This is a genomic window from Streptomyces sp. NPDC101118, assembly GCF_044759445.1.
Classification (GTDB): domain Bacteria; phylum Actinomycetota; class Actinomycetes; order Streptomycetales; family Streptomycetaceae; genus Streptomyces.
Map to the genome: position 1 here is coordinate 17,379 of NZ_JBIVZG010000014.1, position 23,202 is coordinate 40,580.

The 23,202-nt window shown below is 73.7% G+C and carries 20 protein-coding genes and 1 riboswitch; of the genes, 5 read left to right on the forward strand and 15 right to left on the reverse strand.

What is annotated here, in order from left to right; genetic code table 11:
- Nucleotides 1–206: 206 nt before the first annotated feature.
- Nucleotides 207–1,523, forward strand: coding sequence for a HEAT repeat domain-containing protein (locus tag ACIQUQ_RS22145; RefSeq protein ID WP_403978382.1), 1,317 nt, complete (start codon nucleotides 207–209; stop codon nucleotides 1,521–1,523).
- Between the two features lie 108 nt (nucleotides 1,524–1,631).
- Nucleotides 1,632–1,853, forward strand: a complete 222-nt coding sequence (locus ACIQUQ_RS22150) for a hypothetical protein (protein ID WP_399947340.1) — start codon at nucleotides 1,632–1,634, stop codon at nucleotides 1,851–1,853.
- Between the two features lie 69 nt (nucleotides 1,854–1,922).
- Here the strand turns inward: ACIQUQ_RS22150 and ACIQUQ_RS22155 are convergent, their stop codons facing one another.
- From ACIQUQ_RS22155 to ACIQUQ_RS22175, 5 genes are all read right to left on the reverse strand, one after another.
- Nucleotides 1,923–3,095 carry an acyl-CoA dehydrogenase family protein gene (locus tag ACIQUQ_RS22155; protein WP_403978831.1) on the reverse strand — a complete coding sequence of 391 codons (1,173 nt, stop codon included), beginning with the start codon at nucleotides 3,093–3,095 and terminating at the stop codon, nucleotides 1,923–1,925.
- A 203-nt stretch (nucleotides 3,096–3,298) separates the two neighbouring features.
- Entirely contained in the window at nucleotides 3,299–3,877 is a 579-nt protein-coding gene (locus ACIQUQ_RS22160; protein WP_403978385.1) for a TetR/AcrR family transcriptional regulator, read from the reverse strand.
- 125 nt (nucleotides 3,878–4,002) lie between these two features.
- Nucleotides 4,003–4,152 carry an SCO1431 family membrane protein gene (locus tag ACIQUQ_RS22165; RefSeq protein ID WP_403665606.1) on the reverse strand — a complete coding sequence of 50 codons (150 nt, stop codon included), beginning with the start codon at nucleotides 4,150–4,152 and terminating at the stop codon, nucleotides 4,003–4,005.
- Between the two features lie 90 nt (nucleotides 4,153–4,242).
- Nucleotides 4,243–5,571 (reverse strand): hypothetical protein, encoded by a 1,329-nt coding sequence (locus tag ACIQUQ_RS22170; protein WP_403978388.1) that lies wholly within the window; start codon nucleotides 5,569–5,571, stop codon nucleotides 4,243–4,245.
- A gap of 1,303 nt (nucleotides 5,572–6,874) precedes the next feature.
- Nucleotides 6,875–8,245, reverse strand: coding sequence for a peptidase C39 family protein (locus ACIQUQ_RS22175; protein WP_403978391.1), 1,371 nt, complete (start codon nucleotides 8,243–8,245; stop codon nucleotides 6,875–6,877).
- Nucleotides 8,246–8,517: 272 nt separating this feature from the next.
- On the opposite strand from ACIQUQ_RS22175, the gene ACIQUQ_RS22180 reads away from it, so the two are divergent.
- Complete coding sequence (locus ACIQUQ_RS22180; RefSeq protein WP_403978394.1) at nucleotides 8,518–9,144, forward strand: uridine kinase; 627 nt, start codon at nucleotides 8,518–8,520, stop codon at nucleotides 9,142–9,144.
- A gap of 393 nt (nucleotides 9,145–9,537) precedes the next feature.
- A complete protein-coding gene (locus tag ACIQUQ_RS22185; RefSeq protein WP_403978397.1) occupies nucleotides 9,538–11,469 on the forward strand; it encodes an AAA family ATPase in 1,932 nt (643 codons plus the stop codon).
- Between the two features lie 28 nt (nucleotides 11,470–11,497).
- On the opposite strand, the gene ACIQUQ_RS22190 is transcribed toward ACIQUQ_RS22185, so the two are convergent.
- The 10 genes from ACIQUQ_RS22190 to ribD form a co-directional block, all read right to left on the reverse strand.
- Nucleotides 11,498–12,544, reverse strand: coding sequence for a hemolysin family protein (locus ACIQUQ_RS22190; protein WP_403978400.1), 1,047 nt, complete (start codon nucleotides 12,542–12,544; stop codon nucleotides 11,498–11,500).
- The gene (locus ACIQUQ_RS22195; protein WP_403978403.1) at nucleotides 12,541–13,914 is read right to left on the reverse strand and encodes a hemolysin family protein; all 1,374 of its coding nucleotides are present in this window, start codon (nucleotides 13,912–13,914) and stop codon (nucleotides 12,541–12,543) included. The genes ACIQUQ_RS22190 and ACIQUQ_RS22195 overlap by 4 nt, the downstream gene beginning before the upstream one ends.
- A 179-nt stretch (nucleotides 13,915–14,093) precedes the next feature.
- Nucleotides 14,094–14,558, reverse strand: a complete 465-nt coding sequence (locus tag ACIQUQ_RS22200) for a PH domain-containing protein (RefSeq protein ID WP_399947355.1) — start codon at nucleotides 14,556–14,558, stop codon at nucleotides 14,094–14,096.
- Nucleotides 14,559–14,610: 52 nt separating this feature from the next.
- Complete coding sequence (hisG, locus tag ACIQUQ_RS22205; RefSeq protein WP_403978407.1) at nucleotides 14,611–15,459, reverse strand: ATP phosphoribosyltransferase; 849 nt, start codon at nucleotides 15,457–15,459, stop codon at nucleotides 14,611–14,613.
- 105 nt (nucleotides 15,460–15,564) lie between these two features.
- Nucleotides 15,565–15,837, reverse strand: coding sequence for a phosphoribosyl-ATP diphosphatase (locus tag ACIQUQ_RS22210; protein WP_399947359.1), 273 nt, complete (start codon nucleotides 15,835–15,837; stop codon nucleotides 15,565–15,567).
- Nucleotides 15,838–15,895: 58 nt separating this feature from the next.
- Nucleotides 15,896–16,381 carry a 6,7-dimethyl-8-ribityllumazine synthase gene (gene ribH / locus ACIQUQ_RS22215; protein ID WP_399947361.1) on the reverse strand — a complete coding sequence of 162 codons (486 nt, stop codon included), beginning with the start codon at nucleotides 16,379–16,381 and terminating at the stop codon, nucleotides 15,896–15,898.
- Nucleotides 16,382–16,431: 50 nt separating this feature from the next.
- Nucleotides 16,432–17,730, reverse strand: a complete 1,299-nt coding sequence (locus ACIQUQ_RS22220; RefSeq protein ID WP_403978411.1) for a bifunctional 3,4-dihydroxy-2-butanone-4-phosphate synthase/GTP cyclohydrolase II — start codon at nucleotides 17,728–17,730, stop codon at nucleotides 16,432–16,434.
- Nucleotides 17,727–18,374 carry a nicotinamide riboside transporter PnuC gene (locus ACIQUQ_RS22225; protein ID WP_403978834.1) on the reverse strand — a complete coding sequence of 216 codons (648 nt, stop codon included), beginning with the start codon at nucleotides 18,372–18,374 and terminating at the stop codon, nucleotides 17,727–17,729. Before ACIQUQ_RS22225 ends, ACIQUQ_RS22220 begins: the two co-directional genes overlap by 4 nt.
- A gap of 5 nt (nucleotides 18,375–18,379) precedes the next feature.
- Nucleotides 18,380–19,003: a riboflavin synthase gene (locus tag ACIQUQ_RS22230; protein ID WP_403978414.1), complete on the reverse strand. Its 624-nt coding sequence runs from the start codon at nucleotides 19,001–19,003 to the stop codon at nucleotides 18,380–18,382.
- Nucleotides 19,004–20,071: a bifunctional diaminohydroxyphosphoribosylaminopyrimidine deaminase/5-amino-6-(5-phosphoribosylamino)uracil reductase RibD gene (ribD, locus tag ACIQUQ_RS22235; RefSeq protein ID WP_403978837.1), complete on the reverse strand. Its 1,068-nt coding sequence runs from the start codon at nucleotides 20,069–20,071 to the stop codon at nucleotides 19,004–19,006.
- 184 nt (nucleotides 20,072–20,255) lie between these two features.
- Nucleotides 20,256–20,386, reverse strand: a riboswitch (FMN riboswitch).
- 321 nt (nucleotides 20,387–20,707) lie between these two features.
- Here ribD and ACIQUQ_RS22240 point away from each other — a divergent pair.
- Entirely contained in the window at nucleotides 20,708–23,146 is a 2,439-nt protein-coding gene (locus tag ACIQUQ_RS22240) for a chitinase C-terminal domain-containing protein (RefSeq protein ID WP_403978417.1), read from the forward strand.
- Nucleotides 23,147–23,202: the final 56 nt, after the last annotated feature.

Genomic DNA, 23,202 nt, shown 5'->3' on the forward strand with positions numbered 1-23,202 from the left:
CGCGGGAGGGGGCGGCGGAGCCGGTCCTCGAAGCGGCTGCGGGCGGGGACGGCGGGAGCCCGGACGGTGGGGGCCGGGACGGTGGGGGCCGGGACGGTGGGGGCCGGGACGGTGGGGGCCGGGACGGTGGGGGCCGGGACGGTGGGGGCCGGGACGGCACCCGCGGTGACAGCGCGTGGGTGGAGCCGGGCGGGCGGCTGGTTTCCGTGGTGCTCGCGGGGGGCGACGTGTGGGCGGTGCACGATCTGGTCGACGCGGGTGCGGATCCCGACACCCCCGGCCCCGACGGGCTCCCCGTGCTGTGCGCGGCCGTGGCGGCGTACGACGACGAGATGGCCGCCGTACTGGTGGAGTGCGGCGCGGACCCGGACCGGACCCTGCCGGACGGCACGACCCCGCTGCTCCGCGCCGTGGCCCTCGGTTCACCGGCGGTGGTCGGAGCGGTCCTGGGGCGCGAGCCACTGCTCCGGCTGCCGGAGACCGCGCGGGAACGCGCGCTCTCCGAGGCCAGGACCTGGTACGACGCCGGGGCGGTCGCGGAGCTGCGCCGCCGTACGGGCGCGACGGGTACCGCCGCGATCCGGCCGGTCCAGGACGACGGGTACGGCCACGTCGAGGAGGTCGCCCTCGGCGGGCACGCGGTGCGCGCCGGCCACGGTGCGGTCCTGACCGACCTGGAGCGGGCCTTCCAGATCCTGACGCCGGTCGACGAGCTGGTGGCCCGCGCCGTCCGGCACCCCGACGACGACCACGTCGACCGGTCCGCGTGCACCTACGCCCTCGTCGGACGCCACGACGAGGAGACCTGGGCGGCCGTGGTCGCCCACGGCCGGCACCCCTCCCCCGCCCACCGCAGGTTCGCCGCCCACTTCCTGTTCGCCCGGGCGGTGACGGGCCCCCAGGCCCACCTGTACGAGGAGGAGGCGGCCGCCGTGCTCACTGCTTGGGCGGCCGCGGAGCCGGACGCGGAGGTGCTGGAGACGGTCCTGCTCGCCTGCTCCGAGTACGACCACGCGGGGCTGGTGGCCGCCGGGCTGCGCCACACCGGCCACCCGGACCCCCGGGTGCGGTCCCGGGCCGCCGCCCTCCTCCACCCGCCGGACGGCCCCGCGGCCTCCGCGGCCCTCCGCGCGCTCGCGCGCGACCCCGTCCCGGACGTCCGGGGCACGGTGGCCGCCGTGCTCGGCGGCGGCTGGCGGGGCGAGCTGACGCCGGGGGCGCGGCGGGAGCTCCTCACCCTGGTACGGGACCCGGACCCGGGCGTGCGGCTGGTCGCGGCGTCGGCGCTGTCCGAGTCGGCCGACGAGGACCCGGCCGTCCTCGACGCCCTCGCGGCCCTGCTCGACGACCTCGACGACCCCCGGATCCGCCTGGAGGGCGGCTACGGCCTGGCCCGCCGGAACGACCCGCGCACGCAGGACGCGTACGCGCGCATCGGCCCGCTGGACACCTTCCCGCGCCCCGACCACCGCCTGAACGCCCTGTGGGACTGGAAGTGGCACAAGGAACACCCCCACCCCTGACCCCGGCCCCAGGCCTGCACCGGCCCCCGGTGGCCCTGGGTACCCGTCGAACGGATGGGCGCCCTCGGGTGGGGATTACCTGGGGGGCGGGGGACGCGTTGGCCCGTCATGACCATGCTGCAGTCCGCTCCCAGCACCGGGCGACGACGCAAGCCGACGTCGCCCGGGTACGAAGAATCGGTTCAGCACCACCCGGCCGACCCGCCGATCTACCGCGCCCTGCTCGCCCGCTGGGCGACCGACGGGCGCACCCTCCCGGGGCGCCGCGATCCGGAGTGGTCCCGGCTCACGTCGTCCCCGGTCTGGCCCGGCGGCCGCGACCCGTTCTGAGCCGCCGGCTGCCGGCCGCAGCCGCGGGCCGCAAGCCGCAGGCCGAAGGCCGCAGGACCACAAACCGCGTCAGCGGCTCTCCGGACCCGCCAGGTGACGGGCGATGACCATGCGCTGGATCTGGTTGGTGCCCTCGACGATCTGGAGCACCTTCGCCTCGCGCATCAGCCGCTCGGCCGGGAAGTCCTGGGTGTAGCCGTAGCCGCCCAGCACCTGCACCGCGTCCGTGGTCACGCTCATCGCCGCGTCGGTGCAGAAGAGCTTCGCCATGGCCGCCTGCCGCGAGAACGGCTTGCCCGCGTCCCGCAGCCGCGCCGCGGCCAGGTACAGCGCCCGGCCCGCCTCGATCTTGGTGGCCATGTCGGCCAGCATGAAGCGCAGCCCCTGGAAGTCCGAGATGGGCCGGCCGAACTGCTGCCGCCCGCCCGCGTACGCCAGGGCCTCGTCCAGCGCCGCCTGCGCGACGCCGATCGCGCAGGCCGCGATGCCCAGGCGACCCGAGTCGAGCGCGGCGAGGGCGATCGTGAAGCCCTGGCCCTCCTCGCCGAGGCGGCGGGAGTCGGGGACCCGTACGTCGTCGAAGTGCAGCTGGGCGGTGGGCGAGCCCTTCATGCCCATCTTCTTCTCGGGGGCGGCGGCGCTCAGGCCCGGCGCGTCGCCCGGGACCAGGAAGGCCGTGATGCCGCGCGGGCCCTCGCCGCCGGTGCGGGCGAGCACGGTGTAGAAGTCGGCGATGCCGCCGTGGGTGATCCAGGCCTTGGTGCCGTTGATCACCCAGTCCCCACCGTCGCGCACGGCCTTGGTGCTCAGCGAGGCGGCGTCGGAGCCCGAGGAGGGCTCGGAGAGGCAGTAGGCGCCCAGCAGGCCACCGCCGAGCATGGCCGGCAGGTGCTCGGCCCGCTGCTCCTTGGTGCCGAAGCCGGCGAGCCCGTGGCAGGCCAGGGTGTGGACGCTGGCGCCGAGGCCGACGGTCAGGCGGGCCGCGGCCAGCTCCTCCAGGACCTGGAGGTAGACCTCGTACGGCTGGTCGCCGCCGCCGAAGTCGGACGGGTACGGCAGACCGAGCAGCCCGGACTCGGACAGCAGGGAGAAGACCTCGCGCGGGAACTGGCCGGCCTCTTCCTCCTCGGCGGCGCGCGGCCGGATCTCTCGCTGCGCGATCTCGCGTACGAGCGCGAGGAGGTCACGGGACTCCTCGGTCGGCAGCTGTCGGTCCACCGGCTGCGGGGCGCGGTCGGTCATGGCGGCGCTCTCCTCCCTGGTCGGGCACTGCGACGACGCGTCCAGGGTGCGGCCGCGGCGCCGGATGTTCTGTGCTCTCACAGCCGATGCTGCCCTCCCGGGTCACGGAAGGGACTGATCAGCGGCTGCGGCGGGTCGAGTATGCCCGACAATCCCCGCCGCGTCACGGGTCCAAGATCGACTAGGGGTAACCGCGGGAAACCCTAGGAAGGAGGGGGTGCCGGGCACTCCGGGACGAACTCCTCGATCACGGTCAGGGTGCCCCGCAAGGTCCGGACCAGAAGGGCGGCGAGTTCCTCCCGCGGGGGTACGGGGCCGGGCGTACCGGGCGCGATCCAGTCGAGGGTGATCCCCTCGACGCCGCCCAGCCAGCCGATCAGGGCGAGCCTGGCCAGCGGGGGCACGGAACGACGCCCGTACGCACCCTCGGCAATGGCGGCGACCAGTTCCTCGCGGACCGCGTCGCGGATGGCGAGCACCTCGGCGTCCGAGCCCACGCCGCCGGTCACGATGGTGCGGTAGGCGGCCTGGTGGTGCTGGGCGTAGTGGAGGTAGCCGTCGACGGTGCGGCGCACCCGCTCCCCGCGGGGGAGCCCGGTGTCGCTGCCGGCGCGGGCGAGCAGCTCGGCGACGGAGTCCTCGACGATGGCGAGGTAGTAGCCGCGCTTGCTCTTGAAGTAGTAGTAGATCAACCCCTTGGCGACACCGGCGTGTTGGGCGATGTCGTCCATGGAAAGCGCGTCGTACGCCGTGTCGGCGAACAACTTCCGTCCGGTCGCCATGAGTTCGGCCCTGCGGGCCTGCGAACGCTCGGTGGTTCCGCGCTGTTGACTTCTACTCAAATCCGGCCCCTGCCTCGAACTGCCTCAGGTTGCCCGCAGTATGGCAGCCGCCGCAGGGGGTGGGGCTAGAGCAGTCCGGTCTGCGTCACGAACATCGCGAGGACGACCACCAGCGTCCAGCCGGCGACGTGCTCCAGCCACTTGTGGCCGTCCTTGGGACCGCCGGTGCGGACGAGCTTCCGGGCGCGGGTGAGGGCAGCGGTGTTCGCGGTCATGATGTCTCGCTTGTGGTCGTCTGGCAGTGAACGTCCCCCGACGTCCGTCCAATGTGCCAGCCGATCCGGGTGCGCGGGTAGAGACGTTCGTCACGCGGGGGCGGGTCCTGGGTCCGGGCGGAGCACGGTCAGGGCGTCGTGGTCGCGTCCGGCGGCGAGGAGGTGCGAGGCCAGCGCGGCCGTCTTCGCGGGGGTACGGGCGGCCGCGGCGGCGCGCAGGTGGGGGCCGGTCAGCGCGCCGAGGGCGGCCGACACGTCCGCGACGTCCGCGTCGTCCTCCTGGGCGGCCTCGGTGAGCAGCCGCTTGACGGTCCCGTGGTGCTGCTGCTCGGCGAGCAGGTAGGCGACCGCGGCGAGGGCCTGCGCGTCCAGGTGGCGGCCGGTGGTGAGGAGCAGGAGGTCCCGGAGCGCGTCCCTGAGCCGGTCCCTTAGCCCGTCCCGGAGCCGGTCGGCCGGCTCGGTGGCCGATCCGGCCGGGGTGGCCGGGGTGACCGTGCCCACGTGCCGCCTGTCGTCCCCGGTGCCCGGAGCCTCGTGCGCCCCGTCCTCGCGGCCGCCGCCGGGCCGGGCGCCGACCCGGGGCGTGGCCGACGCGTCGGCCGGGGGTCCGGCGGGCGGGTCCTGGGGGCCGGCCGGCGCGGGGCCCTCCGGTCCGCGGCCTTCCGGCCGGGGTGTGAGCAGGGTGGCGAGCACCGGCACGGGGATCGTGGTCATCGCCTGCTCCAGGACGGGGGCAATGGCCTCCGGGCCGGTGCGGTGGAGCAGCTCGGTGAGGAAGAGGGCGACGGCATGCGGCCCGTCCAGTTCCCGGATGAGGCCGGCCGCCAGCCCCGCGCGGTGGCCGGGCTCGCGTACGGCCGCCAGGACCTTGGCGGCCCGCCACGGGTCGGCGGCGAGCGCGGGGGCGTCCGCCGGGTCCGTCGCCCGCGTGAGCTCCGCCTCCAGCTCGTCGATGCGGCGCTGGAGTGCGGTGATGCGGTCCAGAGCGGCCGCGAGCTCCCGGGTGAGGGTGTCGATGCGCTCCCGGAGGGCCTGGATCTCCTGTCCGGCCCGCGTACCGGCGTTGCGGGCCTCCGTGAGTTCGGCCCGCGTGGACTCCAGGGCCGCTTCGAGGCGGGCGGCCTCGCCGACGGCCCTGTCGTGCCGCAGGCGCGTGTCCTGGGCCTCGAACTCAGTGGGTGCGGCCTGGAGCAGCGCCGCGGCGTGCTTGACCCGCAGCCGGGTCCTTTCCATGGGGGTGAGGGCGGGCCGGTCGGGCCCGCCGATCGCCGCCATCAGCAGGTCCAGGGACTGCCGGGACATCTTGTGGGGCGAGCGGAGGAGCCCGGGGATCCTCTCCGGGTCGAGGCCGAGGCGTCCGGCCAGGCGGACCCGGTCGACCCCCGCCAGGGCGTCCTCCATCGCCTGCCGGAGGGCCACGACGGCGAGGGCGGCGGCGAAGCCGGCCGTGCCGGCTGCCCGGTCCGCCGGGCCGGATGGCCGGGGCGGGTCCTCGGGCCACCGCTCCGCGCCGCGATCCGCCGGGCCCCGGTCCGGGGGCCCGTCGCCCCGGCCGGCCCGGCGCAGGCGCTCGGGCCCCGGGTCCCCGACGCGCGCGCCGGCGCCGCTCCGGCCGAGTTCCGGCTCGTCGAATCGCCCGTCCCGCCCGGACCCCGGCTCGTCGAGGCCCTCGTCCCACCTGGACCCCGGCCCCCCGAAGGCCGTTTCCCGCCCGGCTCCCGTCTCCCCGAAGGGCTCCTCGATCCCGGGCCCCGGCCCGCCGGAGGCCACATCCCTCCCGGACCCCGGCCCGCCCAAGGCCGTGTCCCGTCCGAACCCCGGCCCGCCGAAGGCCACATCCCGTACAGACCCCGGCTCCGCGGAGGACTCCTCCCACCCAGGCGCAGGCTCTCGGAGAGCCCCGTCCCGCCCGAACCCCGGCCCGCCCAAGGCCGTGTCCCGCCCGGACCCCGGCTCCCCGACCGGCTCCTCCCACCCAGGCCCAGGCTCCGCGTGAGCCCCATCTGAGCCGATGCCCCCGTCCAGCGCGTCCCGCCCGGATCCCGGATTCCCGACTCCCCCTTCCCGCCCGGGCACCGGCCCGGTGACGGCCTCGCCGCTCCTGCGCTCCGGGTCTTCGAAGGAGCCGTCCTGGCGGGAGCCTGGCTCCGCGACGACGGGTCCGGCCGGTCGGCCCGGACCGTGGGCAAGGTCGTCCGGTCCGTCGGCGACGGGGCTGGACAACGCGGCGAACAGCGCCGCCAGCGGGTCGTACAGCGGATCCTCCGGCCGGGGGGCCGAGCCGGCGGTGCCGGGGGCGGTGGGCGGCCGGCCGGGGCTCCCCGGGGCGGCCGATGCCCCCCGTCGGTCCGGGGCGTCCGGTGCCTCGGGCGCGGTCGGCCAGGTCGGGTGTCCCGGTGGCTCCGGTGCGAGGGACGGGCCCTCCGGGAGGTGCGCGTCGAAGGGGTCGTGGGGAGGCTCCGGCCGCCGGGCGCTCCAGCCGGGGGCGGCCGTCCCGTCCGCCATCGGGGTCGGCGGCGGCGGGAGCGGGGTCCCGGCGCCGCGGTTCCGCGGCGCGTCGGCGTGCGGCGCTTCCGGACCGTCCGGGCCCTCCGGCGCCGTCGGCCGCTTCGGCCCCTTCCCCGGCCCCCGCATGTGTGGGAACACCGCCCCGCCCCCGTCGCGTCGTCGGTCCGATCCGTCCATTCAGCCCGACTCCGCGCACCCGCCGCAGGCGAATCGGTCAGAGGACGCCCACCTCGCGGAGGGCGGCGAGCTGGCGTGGGGCCGGGCGGGCGGGGGCGTAGAGGTAGCAGACGCCGCCGGAGCCCGAGACCACCTTGCCGGCCGTGTTGTGCCGCTTCGTGCGCAGCCAGACGTTCTCGAACTCCCGGCGCGCGTAGACCCGGCGGACGGCCGGGTCCGAGGCCGAGTTCGGGTCGTTGGCCACCACGTCGCCGGCGGCCGTGAAGCCGATCACCGTCATCAGGTGCCCGGCCGTCCCGTAGCCCGCGCCCGTCAGCTCCCCCGCCAGGAAGGACTGCGAGGTGATCGCCGGGATGCCGGCCCGGACCAGGGTCTCCAGGTCGGTCAGGGAGCGCAGCCGGGTCACCACTCCGGCCAGGCCCTCGTAGGTGGCGGCGTAGGCGGCGTTGAAGGGCCAGTTGCCGCAGCCCTTGTACTGGGCGTCGTACGTGCGCCGCGCCGCGTGGCAGACCTGCGGGTCCTGGTACGACGGGTCGACCCAGGCCAACTCCTCCGCCGCGGGGCCGCGCCCCCAGTACTCGACGACCATCTGCGAGGAGGTCGGGCTGCACCAGGCCTCGCCGCCGTTGTCGTACTCGGGGTACCGGCCGGCGTGGATCTCCTGCGAGTAGCGCGGTACGTCGAGCTCGCGCGCCGGCCCCGGCTGGGAGGCGGGCACCGTGAAACGGTCCGGCACGTCCGAGGCCATCGCCCCGGCCAGCCAGACCACCGGGGTGAGGCCGGAGCGCGGGGCGCGGTGGAGGGTCAGCCGGAGCCGGTAGCCGGTCAGGCGCAGCCCGCCCGCGGGGTCGTCCACGGAGAGGGTGTCGGTCCAGACGGTGCTCTTGCCGTCCTTCTGCCCGTCGACGGAGGTGCGCCGGATGTCGGCCTCGCCGGAGGCCCAGCGGGCCATCACGTACCAGGGGGTGGTGGTGCCGTCGGAGTAGTCGCCGCACAGTTCGACCTGGATCCAGGTGCCCTCGGGGGTGCAGGCGTTCCAGGAGGCGATCAGCTCGGTGGCGGGCACGGCGGGCCGGTGCCGGGGCGAGGTCCAGGTCGCGTACTCCCAGGTGGCGGTCCGGCCCGTGTGCGGGTCGGTGTAGTCGGTACGTCCCTCCGGCGCGGCGATCAGCAGGCCGGGGCGGCGTCCGCCGGCGGCGGCGGTGCCGTGGTGCTCGCCCGACCGCCAGTGCGAGTAGGCGTACCAGAACCGGTTGTCGACCGTCGGGGCGTCCGTCTCCCGCTCCTCCCCCGTCTCCGCCCCGTCCCCCGGCTGTGGGTCAGCGCCGGCGGCGGTGGGCACGGAGGCCGCCGTGGCGGCGGCGAGGGCGGCGGCCAGGACGGCCCGGCGGGGCGTGGCTGCGGTCATCGGCGGGGAACCCCCAGTCGGATCCGGTCGGTGCGGTGGTGCTGCAGGCGTTGCTGGTGATGCTGGTACTGCTGGTGCTGCGGGTTCGGCGAGCGCGGCGCCGGCTCGCCGGTGCGGCGGGCGCCGCGTCGGTGCGGCTGCCGACGGCCCCGGCGGGTGCGGGGCCCGGTGCGGCCGCGGCACCCCCGCCACTATCCCGGCCCGCGGGGGCCGCTGCCAGGGTGCGCGGCTCGTGTCGCGGGCCGTGTCGGGGCCCGACGTACGCTGAGGGCGTGCACCGACTCGAAGACCTGGCCGCCGAGCTGGCCGCGCTGCCCCCTTCCCTCGGCCCGGTCCGGCTGGTCGCCGTGGACGGCCACGCGGGCTCGGGCAAGAGCACCTTCACCGGCCGGCTCGCGGCGGCCCTGGGCGGGGCGCCGGTGCTGCACCTGGACGACGTGGCCACGCACGAGGAGCTCTTCGCGTGGACCGGCCGGCTGCGGGCCCAGGTGCTGGAGCCGCTGGCCGCGGGGCGGGCGGCGCACTGGTCCCCGTACGACTGGGTGGCGCGCCGTTTCGGGCCCGAGCGGGTGCTGGAGCCGGCGCCGGTGGTGCTCGTGGAGGGGGTCGGGGCGGGGCGGCGGGAGCTGCGCCCGTACCTGGCGGGGCTGCTGTGGATGGAGACCCCCCGGGCCGAGTCCTGGGGCCGGGGCCGCCGGCGCGACGGCGCAGAGCTGTCCGGTTTCTGGGACGGGTGGGAGCGCGCGGAGCGCGCGCACTTCGCGGACGACCCTTCGCGCCCCTTCGCCGACGCCCTGGTGCACCAGAGGGATACGGGATACGAGTGGACTTCCGGGGCTCCTGCGACGCCGGGAATCCTCGGTTCCGTCACTCAGGGTCACGACCTGCCCCGGGCCTGAGCGGGGCCCGCGGAGGCACCTGATGGAGCCCTCCGCTCCCGCTTGACCTGGCCCCTGGGGAGGTCTTACGTTCTCAATGTGCGGCCTTCCACGGCCGACACGGACACGAAGCCCCCGATTGTTCCCCCGTGATCGGGGGCTTCGTTCTGTCCCGGGGCGCTTTCCGGCCATCCCCACCGCCCCCTTTCCTCACCCTCCGTCACCACCGTCGCCCGGGTCCCGCGCGGGAAGGTGGCGACGACAGCCTGTGTAAGGACCGTCACCGCAGGTACGATGCGACGGATTTCACGGCTCAGTCGCGCAACTCCCGTCCTCGACGCGGAGGTTTGGTCAATCCGGCAGCCGGGCAGGGGCTCGGTCGCGCACCACGGGGGCAGGCTTGTGGGGGATGGGATGGACTTCGGCACGCAGGGCAGCCCGCACGCCCCGGCCGAACTCGCCTGGCTGCGGGGAGTGGACGCCTACACGATGGGCGCCTACCCGCAGGCCGAGGAGGAGTTCAGGTCGGCCGTACGACTCGATCCCGCGATGGCCGACGCGTGGCTCGGGCTGCACGCGCTGCGCGTGGACACCACGAACGCGCTGCTGCGCATGTACGCCCACCGCGAGCGCTTCGGCGAGCAGCGCGCCCGGCACCGGCGCACACTGAACTCCTGGTACTGGCTGGGCTGGTGGGTCCAGCCGGTGCTGGAGAGCCGCCGGGACCTGTTACTCGCGCACGCCTCGCACTGGCTGGACGGGCGGCACGTACCCGAGCTGGACCAGGCGCTGGCCGGCCTGCCGCCGGTGGACGCCGACCCGCAGGTCCGCTTCCTGCACGCCTGCCGCGCCTACCTGGTGAAGGACTGGGACCAGCTGGTCCGGCACACCGAGCCGCTGGTCGACGACGCGCTGCTGGGCATCGAGGCCGGCCTGTTCGGCGGCATGGCGCGGGTCCGGCTGGAGATGTACGGACAGGCCGAGCCGATGCTGTCGGCGGCCCTGATGCGCTGCCGCAGCGAGCAGCCGCAGCGCAAGGAACTGCGCTACTGGCTGGCCCGGGCCCACGAGGGCACCGGCCGCAGCGCCGCGGCACTCCCCCTGTACCGCGCGGTGCACCGGGTGGACCCGGCCTTCATGGACACCGCCGCCCGGCTGACCGCGATCGCCGAGGGCGACGGGATGGACGGCACGGACGGACTGGGCGGCTACGACCCGGGCGTCGACCTGGCGGCCGTGGCGCTCTCCGGCAGCCTCGGGCAGGACGCCCTGGACGGCCCGGCGGAGACGGACGGTTCCGGGGGCGGGGAGCCGCCGGACGGCCGTGAGCCGCGGTTCGGTCCGGGGCTCGGCGGGCAGCCGGTGGGGTCGGGGGTGCCGCGCGAGGGGGTGCGCCGCCGGTTCTCCGTACCGCCGCAGGCCGCGCCGTCGGGGCTGCCGGCCGGGCCCTCCGATCCGGGGCTGCTGGCGGAGGCGCTGGCCGAACTGGAGCGGATGGTCGGCCTGGAGCCGGTCAAGCGGCAGGTGAAGGCCCTCTCCGCGCAGCTGCACATGGCCCGGCTGCGGGCCGGCCAGGGGCTGCCCGTCCAGCCGCCGAAACGCCACTTCGTCTTCTCCGGGCCGTCCGGTACGGGCAAGACCACGGTGGCCCGGATCCTCGGCCGGGTCTTCTACGCGCTGGGGCTGCTGGGCGGCGACCACCTGGTGGAGGCCCAACGGGCCGACCTGGTGGGCGAGTTCCTGGGGCAGACCGCCGTGAAGGCCAACGAGCTGATCGACTCGGCGCTGGGCGGGGTGCTGTTCGTCGACGAGGCGTACAGCCTCTCCAACTCCGGCTACAGCAAGGGCGACGCGTACGGCGACGAGGCGCTCCAGGTGCTCCTCAAGCGCGCCGAGGACAACCGCGACCACCTCGTGGTGATCCTCGCCGGGTACCCGGCCGGCATGGACCGGCTGCTCGCCACCAACCCGGGCCTGTCCTCCCGCTTCACCACGCGGGTGGACTTCCCCAGCTACCGCCCCCTGGAGCTGACCGCCATCGGCGAGGTGCTCGCCGACGGGAACGGCGACCGGTGGGACGAGGAGGCCCTGGACGAACTGCGCAGCATCAGCGGGCACGTCGTCGACCAGGGCTGGATCGACGAGCTGGGCAACGGCAGGTTCCTGCGCACGCTGTACGAGAAGAGCTGCGCGTACCGGGACCTGCGGCTCGCGGGGTACGCCGGTACGCCCACCCGCGAGGACCTCGCGACGCTGCGCCTGGCGGACCTGATGCAGGCGTACGGCGAGGTGCTGTCCGGGAGGGGGCCGCAGGACCGGGGGCGGTCCGAGCCGCCGCCCCTGTAGGCGGCGGCCCGGACCCCCTGTCCGGGCCTCAGACGCCGGCGAGCCCGGCGGTGCGGTGCGCGGGGTCGCGGACCTCGCCCACCAGCATCTCCAGGACGTCCTCCAGCGTGACCAGGCCGATGATCCGGCCGCCCTGGTCGGCGACCTGGGCCAGGTGGGTGGCGTCCCGGCGCATCACCGTCAGGGCGTCGTCGAGCGGCAGGTTGGCGCACAGGGTGGTCATCCGCCGCCAGACGTGCTGCGGCACGGCCCGCTCCCGGTCGTCCAGGTCCAGTACGTCCTTGACGTGCAGGTAGCCCATGAAGGCCCCGCTGTCGGTGCGTACCGGGAACCGGGAGTAGCCGGTGCGGACGGTGAGCTGCTCGATCTCCCGCGGGGTGGCCGACGGGGCGACGGTGACCAGGTGGGCGCTGTCCAGGAGGACGTCGGTGACCCGGCGGCTGCCGAGCTCCAGCGCGTCCTCCAGGCGCTCCTGCTCGACCGGCTCCAGGAGTCCGGCCTGGCGGGAGTCCTCGACCAGCCGGCCCAGCTGGGAGCTGGTGAAGACGGCCTCCACCTCGTCCTTGGGCTCGACCCGGAACAGCTTGAGCACCAGGTGGGCGCAGGCGCCCAGGGCCGTGGTGACGGGGCCGCAGACCCGGGCGAAGCCGACCAGCCCGGGGGCGAACCAGAGGGCCGCCTTCTCGGGGGCCGCCATGGCCAGGTTCTTCGGCACCATCTCGCCGACGACGAGGTGGAGGAAGACCACCGCGGCGAGGGCGACGGCGTAGCCGAGCGGGTGGATCAGGCCCTGCGGCACGTGGGCCCAGTGGAAGACGGGCTCCAGCAGGCGGGCCACGGTGGGTTCCGCGACCGCGCCGAGGGTCAGGGAGGCCAGGGTGATGCCGAACTGCGCGGCGGCCATCATCCGGGGCAGGTTCTCCAGTCCGTACAGCACCTGGCGGGCGCGGGCGGACGTGGCGGCCAGCGGGTCGATCTGGCTGCGCCGCACCGAGACGAGGGCGAACTCGGCCGCCACGAAGAAACCGTTGGCGAGCACGAGCAGCAGCGCGAAGAGGAGTTGGAGGGTGTTCACCGGCTGACCGCCATCTCCGCCTCGGGCGAGCTGCCGGGGCTGCCGGGGCCGCCGGGCGCCGGCGCGGTGCGCACCAGGCGCACCCGGTCGGCACGGTAGCGGCGGACCTGGCGCACCGAGAGCTGCCAGCCGGGGAGTTCGGCGTGGTCCCCGGGGGCGGGGATGCGGCCGAGGAGGTCGGCGACCAGGCCGGCGACCGTCTCGTACGGGCCCTCCGGTACGTCCAGGCCTATCCGGCGCAGGGTGTGCACGCGGCAGCTGCCGTCGGCGTCCCAGGCGGGGCGGCCGTCCTCGGCCGGCACGGTGGCCAGCTCGGGGGTCTCCGCCTCGGCCCGGTCGTGCTCGTCGCGGACCTCGCCGACCAGTTCCTCCACGATGTCCTCCAGGGTGACGACGCCGGCCGTGCCGCCGTACTCGTCGACGACCACGGCCATCGGCTGCTCGTTGCGCAGGCGTTCGAGCAGCGGCTGGACGGGCAGGGTCTCCGGGACCAGCAGGGGCGGTACGGAGATCCGGCCGACGGTGCTGTGCAGGCGGTCGGCCTCCGGTACGGCGAGGGCGTCCTTGAGGTGGACCACGCCGACGATCTCGTCGATGCGCTCCCGGTAGACCGGGAAGCGGGAGAGGCCGGTGGCACGGGTCAGGTTCAGCACGTCGGCCGCGGTGGCGGTCGACTGGAGGGCGCTGACCTTCACGCGCGGGGTCATGACGTGCTGGGCGGTGAGGCCGCCCAGCGAGAGGGTGCGCACGAACAGGTCGGCGGTGTCCTGCTCCAGGGCTCCCTGTTCCGCCGAATGGCGGACGAGGGAGACCAGCTCGCCGGGGGTGCGGGCGGAGGCCAGCTCCTCGGCGGGTTCGACGCCGAGCGCGCGTACCAGCCGGTTGGCGACGGCGTTGAGGGCCGCGATGACCGGGCGGAAGGCGCGCGAGAAGGCGTGCTGGGGGCCGGCGACGAAGCGGGCCACCTGGAGGGGGCGGGAGACGGCCCAGTTCTTGGGCACCAGTTCGCCGACCACCATCTGCACGGCCGCGGCGAGGAGCATGCCGACGAGCACGGCGACGCCGGACACGGCGCCTCCGGGCAGGCCGGTCGCCCGGAGCGGGCCGGTGAGCAGGGCGGCCAGGGCGGGCTCGGCGAGCATGCCCGTCACCAGGGAGGTGATGGTGATGCCGAGCTGGGTGCCGGAGAGCTGGAAGGACAGCTCACCCAGGGCCTTGACGACGGTGCGTGCCCTGCGGTCGCCTTCGGCGGCGGCGCGTTCGGCGTCGGGCCGGTCCACGGTCACGAGGCCGAACTCGGCGGCCACGAAGAAGCCGTTGGCGAGGATCAGGGCGAAGGCCGCCGCGAGAAGCAGTAGCGGAATGGTCATGCCGCCGCCTCCGGGGAGGTGGCGGCGCGGGTACTACCGGACGATCCGTCCATTGCTGGAGGGAGTCACTCCTCAAGTCGCAGGAGCCCACGGGCCACGGGGTCCCGGGGCGCGGGGCGGGGGCACGCGCGTGCGCCCCGCCACCAGGGTAGTCATTGGGGTCCCGACCGCAATGGCGGTCAGTTGTCGTGCGCGCCGGTGCCGCGGGATTCCGCGAGGGCGCGCAGCGCCCGGGCGTCGGCGACCGCCTGCTGCCGGGCGACGCCCGGCTGGATGCCGAGGGCGGGCAGGCTGGTGCCGTCGCTGAGGTCCAGGAAGACCCAGGGGTCGCCGGGGCGGAGGTTGACGCGCAGGATCTGCGCCCACTCCAGGCGCCGCTTGGTGGTGAGGTTGACCACCGTGACGCCGCCGTCGTCCGCGACGACCTTGGGGCGGCTGAGCAGCACCAGGACCGAGGTGAGCAGGACGGCCGTGAAGACGAAGCTGATCCGCTCGCCCGTGCTCAGGCGCTCCAGCATCAGGGCGATGGCCGTGATGGTGGTGAACATGGCGAGCCCGACGCCCAGCAGGACGGCCCGCGTACGGGTCGGCCGGAAGGTGACCGGCAGGGCGGGCAGTTCGGCGCGGGCGGCGGACTCGCTCATGGTGTTCTTGAAGCCTTTGCGATGACGTGTCGAGCCGGGACGACGGGGCGGGTCAGAGCCGGCAGGCGTGGATCGAGGTGGTGAGGATCGCGCGGGCGCCCAGCTCGTACAGGTCGTCCATGATCCGCTGGGCCTCCTTGGCCGGGACCATCGCCCGGACCGCGACCCAGCCCTCGTTGTGCAGCGGGGAGACGGTCGGGGACTCCAGGCCCGGGGTGAGGGCCACCGCGCGCTCCAGGTGCTCGGCGCGGATGTCGTAGTCCATCATCACGTACGAGCGGGCGACGAGGACGCCCTGGAGGCGGCGCAGGAACTGCTGCACCTGCGGGTGGTCGGTGTCGGCGCCCTGGCGGCGCACGACCACGGCCTCGGACTGGAGGATCGGCTCGCCGATGACCTCCAGTCCGGCGTTGCGCAGGCTGGTGCCGGTCTCCACGACGTCCGCGATGACCTGGGCCACGCCGAGCTGGATGGCGGTCTCGACCGCGCCGTCCAGGTGGACGACGGAGGCGTCGATGCCCTGCTCGGCGAGGTGCTTGGCGACGATTCCCTCGTACGAGGTGGCGATCGTCATCCCGTGGAAGTCCTCGGGGCCCTTCGCGGTGCCGGGCCTGGTGGCGTACCGGAAGGTGGAGCGGCCGAAGTTCAGCGGCAGGATCTCCTCGGCGTTGGCGCCGGAGTCGAGCAGCAGGTCGCGGCCGGTGATGCCGATGTCGAGCTTGCCGGACGCCACGTAGATCGCGATGTCCTTGGGCCGCAGGTAGAAGAACTCGACCTCGTTCTCGGGGTCGACGGTGACGAGTTCCTTGGACTCCTTGCGCTGGCGGTAGCCGGCCTCATGGAGCATCGCCGACGCAGGTCCGGACAGTGAACCCTTGTTGGGGACGGCGATGCGCAGCATGAGGTCGGTTCCTTTGTTCGCGTATGGAGCGCTATGCGGAGCGGGTGGGGTGGGGTGGGGTCGGGTGGACGCACCCCCTCCCGGCCGGGGCCGGGGTGGGGTGCGTCAGAGGTGGGCGTAGACGTCGTCGAGCGAGATCCCGCGCGCGACCATCATCACCTGGACGTGGTACAGCAGCTGCGAGATCTCCTCGGCGGCGGCTTCCTTGCCCTCGTACTCGGCGGCCATCCAGACCTCGGCGGCCTCCTCGACGACCTTCTTGCCGATGGCATGGACGCCCTTGCCGACCAGCTCGGCGGTGCGGGAGGTGCTGGGGTCGCCGTTGGCGGCCTTGAGCTGGAGCTCGGTGAAGAGCGCTTCGAAGGTTTTGTTCGCCATGATGCCCTTAGAGTACGGCTTCACCCGGGTGCCCCGTTGCCGGGGTTCACTCCGTGGACTACCGCCAGGGCTCGCTGACCGTACGGAGGGTGGTGGCGGTGGCGACGGCGGCGGTGACCGCTTCGTGGCCCTTGTCCTCGTTCGACCCCTCCAGGCCGGCGCGGTCCAGCGCCTGCTCCTCGTTGTCACAGGTCAGCACGCCGAAGCCGACGGGGACTCCGGTGTCGATCGACACCTGCACCAGGCCCTGGGTGACTCCCTGGCACACGTAGTCGAAGTGGGGGGTGCCGCCGCGGATGACCACGCCGAGGGCGACGATCGCGTCGTAGCCGCGCTCGGCGAGGACCTTCGCCACGACCGGCAGCTCGAAGCTGCCGGGGACGCGGAGCAGGGTGGGCTCGTCGATCCCGAGCTCGTGGAGGGCGCGCAGGGCGCCGTCCACCAGTCCGTCCATGACCTTCTCGTGCCACTGCGCCGCGATCACGGCCACCCGCAGGTCTCCGCAGTTCTTCACGCTCAGTTCGGGTGCGCCCTTGCCGCTCACAGCTCTCCTCGGTGGTTCTTGCCGGTGGTGTTCGGGTGGTGTGGTGCGTGTTACTGGTTGCCGCAGGCGGTGGCGACCGGGCCGCCGTCCAGCCAGGGCAGGTCGTGGCCCATGCGGTCACGCTTGGTGCGCAGGTACGTCAGGTTGTGCTCGCCGGCCTCGACGGGCATGGGCTCGCGGTCGGTGACCGCGATGCCGTGCCGGACGAGCGCGTCGGCCTTGTCCGGGTTGTTGGTCAGCAGCCGGACCTCGCGGACGCCGAGGTCCGCCAGGATCTGGGCGCCGGCGCCGTAGTCCCGGGCGTCGGCGGGCAGGCCGAGTTCGAGGTTGGCGTCCAGGGTGTCGCGGCCGCGCTCCTGGAGCTCGTAGGCGCGCAGCTTGGACAGCAGTCCGATGCCCCGGCCCTCGTGTCCGCGGAGGTAGACCACGACGCCGCGGCCCTCCTTGGTGATGCGCTCCATGGAGGCGTGCAGCTGGGGACCGCAGTCGCAGCGCTGGGACTGGAAGATGTCGCCGGTCAGGCACTCGGAGTGCATCCGGACCAGGATGTCCCGGCCGTCGCCGAGGTCGCCGTGGACCAGGGCCACGTGCTCGACGCCGTCGACGGTGGAGCGGTAGCCGTACGCGGTGAAGTGGCCGAAGGAGGTCGGCAGGCTGACCTCGGCCTCGCGGCGCACGGTGGGCTCGGCGGAGCGGCGGTAGGCGATCAGGTCCTCGATGGAGATGATCGTCAGGCCGTGCTTGCGGGCGAAGGGGATCAGCTCGGGCAGGCGCAGCATGACGCCGTCCTCGCCCGCGATCTCGACGATGGCACCGGCCGGGCGCAGGCCCGCGAGGCGGGCGAGGTCGACGGCGGCCTCGGTGTGGCCGTTGCGGACCAGCACGCCGCCGGGCTTGGCGCGCAGCGGGAAGATGTGGCCGGGGCGTACGAAGTCCTCGGCGGTGGAGCTGCCGGCGGCCAGCAGTTGCAGCGTGGTGGCGCGGTCGGCGGCCGAGATGCCGGTGCTCACGCCGTGGGCGGCGGTGGCGTCGACGGAGACGGTGAAGGCGGTCTGCATCGACTCGGTGTTGTTCTGGACCATCTGGGGGAGCTCGAGCCGGTCCAGCTCGGGGCCCTCCATCGGGGCGCAGATCAGGCCGCGGCACTCGCTCATCATGAAGGCGACGATCTCGGGCGTGGCCTTCTCGGCGGCGATGACGAGGTCGCCCTCGTTCTCGCGGTCCTCGTCGTCGACGACGACGACCGGCCGGCCCGCGGCGATGTCGCGGATCGCCTGCTCGACGGGGTCGAGGCGGAAGGCCTCGTAGTCGTCCGGGACGGGCGTGAGGGTGGGCTTGACGGAGGTCATGCCGTCGCTCCTTCCAGGGCCGTGGCGGGGGTGTTGGTGCGGGATCGCTGGTACCAGTCGTAGGCGCCCCAGACGACGAGCGCTCCGTAGACGACGTAGACGAAGGCGGAGAAGGCGTAGCCGCTGGTGTAGGCGAGCGGGACGCCGACGGCGTCGACCAGCAGCCAGGCGAACCAGAACTCGACCATGCCCTTGGCCTGGGCGTACATGGCGACGATGGTGCCGACGAAGATGTAGGCGTCCGGCAGCGGGTTCCAGCTCATCCAGGGGTACAGGGTGAACAGGCCGGTGACGGCGGCGGTGCCGAGGGCGGCGGCGCCGAGGAGGGCACCGCGCTCCTTCCAGGTGGCGAAGCGGACGGCGAGCGAGCCGTCCTGGGCCTGCTGCCGGCCGCGGGTCCACTGGAGCCAGCCCCAGGCGGCGACGAGCATGACGACGACCTGCTTGCCGGCGCTGCCGGAGAGGTGGCCGGCGGCGAAGGCGGTGAAGAGGACCGCGCCCGAGAGGAACTGGGTGGGCCAGGTCCATATGGAGCGGCGCCAGCCGAGGGCGAGGGCGATCAGGCCCATCGTGTTGCCGATCATGTCGGACCACACGATGTGCTGGTCGAAGACCGTGAAGGCCTCCGAGTTGAGCCAGCCCAGCGCGCTCACTGCCCGCTCTCCTTCGCGGTCAGCGGGTCGACGCCGGCGGCGAGGAGGCGCTCGACGTACTTGGCGAGGACGTCGACCTCCAGGTTGACCGGGTCGCCGGCCTGCTTGGTGCCGAGGGTGGTCAGCGCGAGCGTGGTGGGGATCAGGCTGATGGTGAAGTGGTCGGCGGCGGCGTCGACCACGGTGAGGCTGACGCCGTCGACCGTGATGGAGCCCTTCTCGACCACGTACCGGGCCAGCTCCGCCGGGAGCGAGACCTTGACGATCTCCCAGTGCTCGGAGGGGGTGCGGTCGAGGATGGTGCCGGTGCCGTCGACGTGACCCTGGACCAGGTGTCCGCCGAGCCGGCCGCCGAGGGCCATCGGGCGCTCCAGGTTGACGCGGGAGCCGGGCTCCAGCGCGCCGAGGCTGGAGCGCTTGAGGGTCTCCTGCATCACGTCGGCCGTGAACTCGCCGTTCTCGGTCTCGACGACCGTCAGGCAGACGCCGTTGACGGCGATCGAGTCGCCGTGCTTGGCGCCCTCGGTGACGACGGGGCCGCGCAGGCGGAAGCGGGAGGCGTCCGCGAGCCGCTCGATGGCGGTGACCTCGCCCAGTTCTTCGACGATTCCGGTGAACACTCAGTGCTCCTTGGGGGCGGTGGTGGGGACAGCGGTGATGCGGAGATCGGGGCCCAGGCGGACGACGTCGGTGATGTCGAGGCGGAGCGCCTGGGTGATGGTCTCGATGCCGGCGCCGGTCAGGGCCGCGGGGCCCTCGCCGAGGAGCGCCGGAGCGAGGTAGCCGACGACGCGGTCGACGGCGCCGCCCTCGACGAAGGCGCCGGCCAGGGTGGCGCCGCCTTCGAGGAAGAGGGCGCGGACGCCGCGCGCGTACAGCCGGGGGAGCAGGTCGTGGATGCCGATGCGGCCGTCGGTGAGGGGGAGCCGGAGGATGTCGGTGCCTTCGGGGAGGTGCCGGGTGTCGGCGTCCTCCCCCACGACGAGCAGGGTCGGCGCCGCGTCGTCGAGGACGCGGGCGGTCGGCAGGATGCGGGCGTGGGTGTCGAGGACGACCCGCAGCGGCTGGACGGCGTCCTCGACGCCGCGCACCGCGAGGTGCGGGTCGTCGGCGCGCAGGGTGCCGGAGCCGACCAGGACGGCGTCGGACTCGGCGCGCAGCCGGTGGACGTCGGCGCGCGACTCGGGCGAGGTGATCCAGCGGCTGGTGCCGTCGGCGGCGGCGGTACGGCCGTCCAGGGTGGCGGCGTACTTCCAGGTGACGTGCGGGCGGCCCAGGCGTACGGCGGTGAGCCAGGCGGTGTTGCCGGCCTCGGCCTCCTCTTCCAGGAGTCCGCCGTGCACCTCGACGCCGGCCGCGCGCAGGGTGGCGGCACCGCCGGTGGCCTGCGGGTTCGGGTCGCCGACCGCGTAGTGGACGGTGGCGATCCCGGCCTCGACGAGGGCCTGGGCGCAGGGGCCGGTGCGGCCGGTGTGGTTGCAGGGTTCGAGGGTGACGTACGCGGTGCCGCCGCGGGCCGCCTCGCCGGCCGCGCGCAGGGCGTGGACCTCGGCGTGGGGGCCGCCGGCCCGCTGGTGCCAGCCCTCGCCGACGACGGTGCCGTCGGGGGCGGTGATGACGCAGCCGACGACGGGGTTGGGGCTGGTGGCGCCGAGGCCGCGGGCGGCCAGCGCGATGGCGCGCCGCATGGCGGTTGCTGCGTCGGCGGTGGTGGCCACCGGGTCCTCCTGCCTCGTCGGGCACGGACTCCGGGGCCTGTCGATACGACAGATGAGCGGGACGCACACGGGATACGCCGGGGCCCGGCGGTTCCGCCGCGTACGTGCTCGTACGCCCGTGAACCGCCGAAGGCGGCGTACCGTGACTGGCCCGCCGCGCACTGCCTCCCATCCGGACTTTAACCGTCGGTCCAGGAATTTCACCTGGTCAACCGGCCGCTGGCTGCGGACGGGTCGCGGACTATAACCGCCGGTTCGGAATTACACCGACCCCGGAGTGCGCTGCTACTGGTACTGAAACCAGTCTGCCACGGCTGATCGACACCCATGCGGGCGATGCGCTGTGTGCTGGCTCACAGACTGGCCGGATTCCACCGTTCCGCGAGGGCGCCCGCTGCGCGCCGTGCCGCCGGCGGGGGCCGAGGTTCCAGAGATGGTCCAGACCTATTGACTGGTGGTCTAGTCCTCCTTAATGTCTCCTTCACATTCCCAGGGAGACAGCCCGTCAGATGTGCGCACATCACGGGTCAACACGCGCCACCCCTTTGTTCGTTGTGTTCCGCCTGTTCGTTGTGTCCTGCCAACCTCCCTTCCCCAGGAGGCACAATGCTGTCCCCCACGCGTACGAGGGCCACGCTGCTGGCCGCGGGAGCCGCCGTCGCGGGCCTGCTGATCAGCACGCTCTCCACCGGCGTCTCGCACGCCGCAGACAACGAGGCGTGTCGCCCCGACGGTCTGTACAAGACCCCCGGCGTCGACGTCCCCTACTGCTCGGTCTACGACACCGAGGGCCGCGAGAAGATGGGCGCCGACCACCAGCGCCGCGTCATCGGCTACTTCACCGGCTGGCGTACCGGCAAGGACGGGACCCCCGCCTACCTCGCCAACAACATCCCGTGGGGCAAGGTCACCCACCTCAACTACGCCTTCGCGCACGTCGGCTCCGACAACAAGATCTCGGTCGGCACCGACGGGCCCAACAACTCCGCGACCGGGATGACCTGGCCGGGCGTGGCCGGGGCCGAGATGGACCCCGCGTACGCCTACAAGGGCCACTTCAACCAGCTCAGCAAGTTCAAGAAGCAGTACCCGAACGTCAAGACGCTGATCTCGGTCGGCGGCTGGGCGGAGACGGGCGGCTACTTCGCCGACAACGGCGACCGCGTGGCCTCCGGCGGCTTCTACTCGATGGCCACCAACGCCGACGGCTCGGTCAACCAGGCGGGCATCAACACCTTCGCGGACTCCTCCGTCGAGTTCGTCCGCAAGTACGGCTTCAACGGCGTCGACATCGACTACGAGTACCCGACGACGATGAAGGACGCCGGCAACCCGCTCGACTGGCAGCTGGCCAACGGCCGCCGCGCGGGCCTCGTCAAGGGCTACGCCGCGCTGATGAAGACCCTCCGCGAGAAGCTCGACGCGGCCGGCGCCGCCGACGGGAAGCACTACCTGCTCTCCGTCGCCGCCCCGTCCTCCGGCTACCTGCTGCGCGGCATGGAGACGTTCCAGGTCCAGAAGTACCTGGACTACGTCAACATCATGTCGTACGACCTGCACGGCGCCTGGAACGAGTACGTCGGCCCGAACGCCTCTCTCTTCGACGACGGCAAGGACGGCGAGCTGGCCGCGGCGAGCGTGTACAGCACCTCCCAGTACGGCGGCATCGGCTACCTGAACACCGACTGGGCCTACCACTACTTCCGCGGCTCGATGCCGTCGGGCCGGATCAACATCGGCCTGCCGTACTACACCCGCGGCTTCAAGAACGTGCAGGGCGGCACCAACGGCCTCTGGGGCAAGGCCGCGGCGACCAGCTGCCCGGCCGGCGCGGGCCTGACCAAGTGCGGTGACGGCGCGGTCGGCATCGACAACCTGTGGCACGACAAGGACACCAACGGCGTCGAGTCCCCCGCGGGCTCGAACCCGATGTGGCACGCCAAGAACCTGGAGAAGGGCGTCGTCGGCGACTACGTCACCAAGTACGGCTTCCCGGCGAACACCACCCTGACCGGCACCTACGTCCGCAACTACGACTCCACCCTGGTGGCGCCGTGGCTGTGGAACGCGCAGAAGAAGGTCTTCCTCTCCACCGAGGACGAGCAGTCGGTGAACGCGAAGGCCGACTACGTGGTCGACAAGGGCATCGGCGGCACCATGGTCTGGGAGCTCGCGGGCGACTACTCCTGGAACGCGGCCAAGGGCCAGTACGAGCCGGGCGACACCCTGACCAGCGCGATGTACGAGAAGTTCAAGGCGGCCACCCCGTACGGCGCGAAGAAGGCGGGCGCCACGGCCCTGCCCACCCAGGCCGTGAAGGTCGGCGTGGACTTCACCGACTTCAAGCTGGGCGACCAGAACTACCCGATCACCCCGAAGATCAAGATCACCAACAACACGCAGACGACGCTGCCGGGCGGCACGGAGTTCCAGTTCGACTACTCCACCTCGGCCCCGTCCAACGCCTCGGACCAGTCCGGTTTCGGCACCACAGTGGTCAGCACCGGCCACACCGGCAACAACGTGGGCGGCCTGAAGGGCGACTTCCACCGGGTCTCCCTGAAGCTGCCGAGCTGGCAGTCGCTGGCCCCGGGCGCGTCGGTCGACGTCACCTTCAACTACTACCTGCCGTTCTCCACCCCCTCCAACTGGACGGTGAAGATCAACGGTACGAGCTACGCGCTGGCCGACGACCTGGCCCGCGGCACCACCGTGGTCGAGCCGGGCTCCGGCTCCACGACGGGCGGTACGACGGGCGGCACGACCGGCGGGACCACGGGCGGTACGACCGGAGGCACCACCGGCGGGACCACGGGTGGCACCACCGGCGGCACGACGGGCGGCACCACCGGCGGCACGACGGGCGGCACCACCGGCGGCGGTGGCACCTGCACCAACCCGGCCTACGTCGCGGGCAACGTCTACAACGGCGGCTCGCTCGTCTCCCACAAGAGCCACAACTGGAAGGCCAAGTGGTGGACGCAGAACGAGGAGCCCGGCACCACCGGCCAGTGGGGCGTCTGGGAGGACCTCGGCGCCTGCTGAACCTCGTGACCCGGTGACCGCGCCGACCCGCTGACGCACGCGGGAGCGGAGGAGAG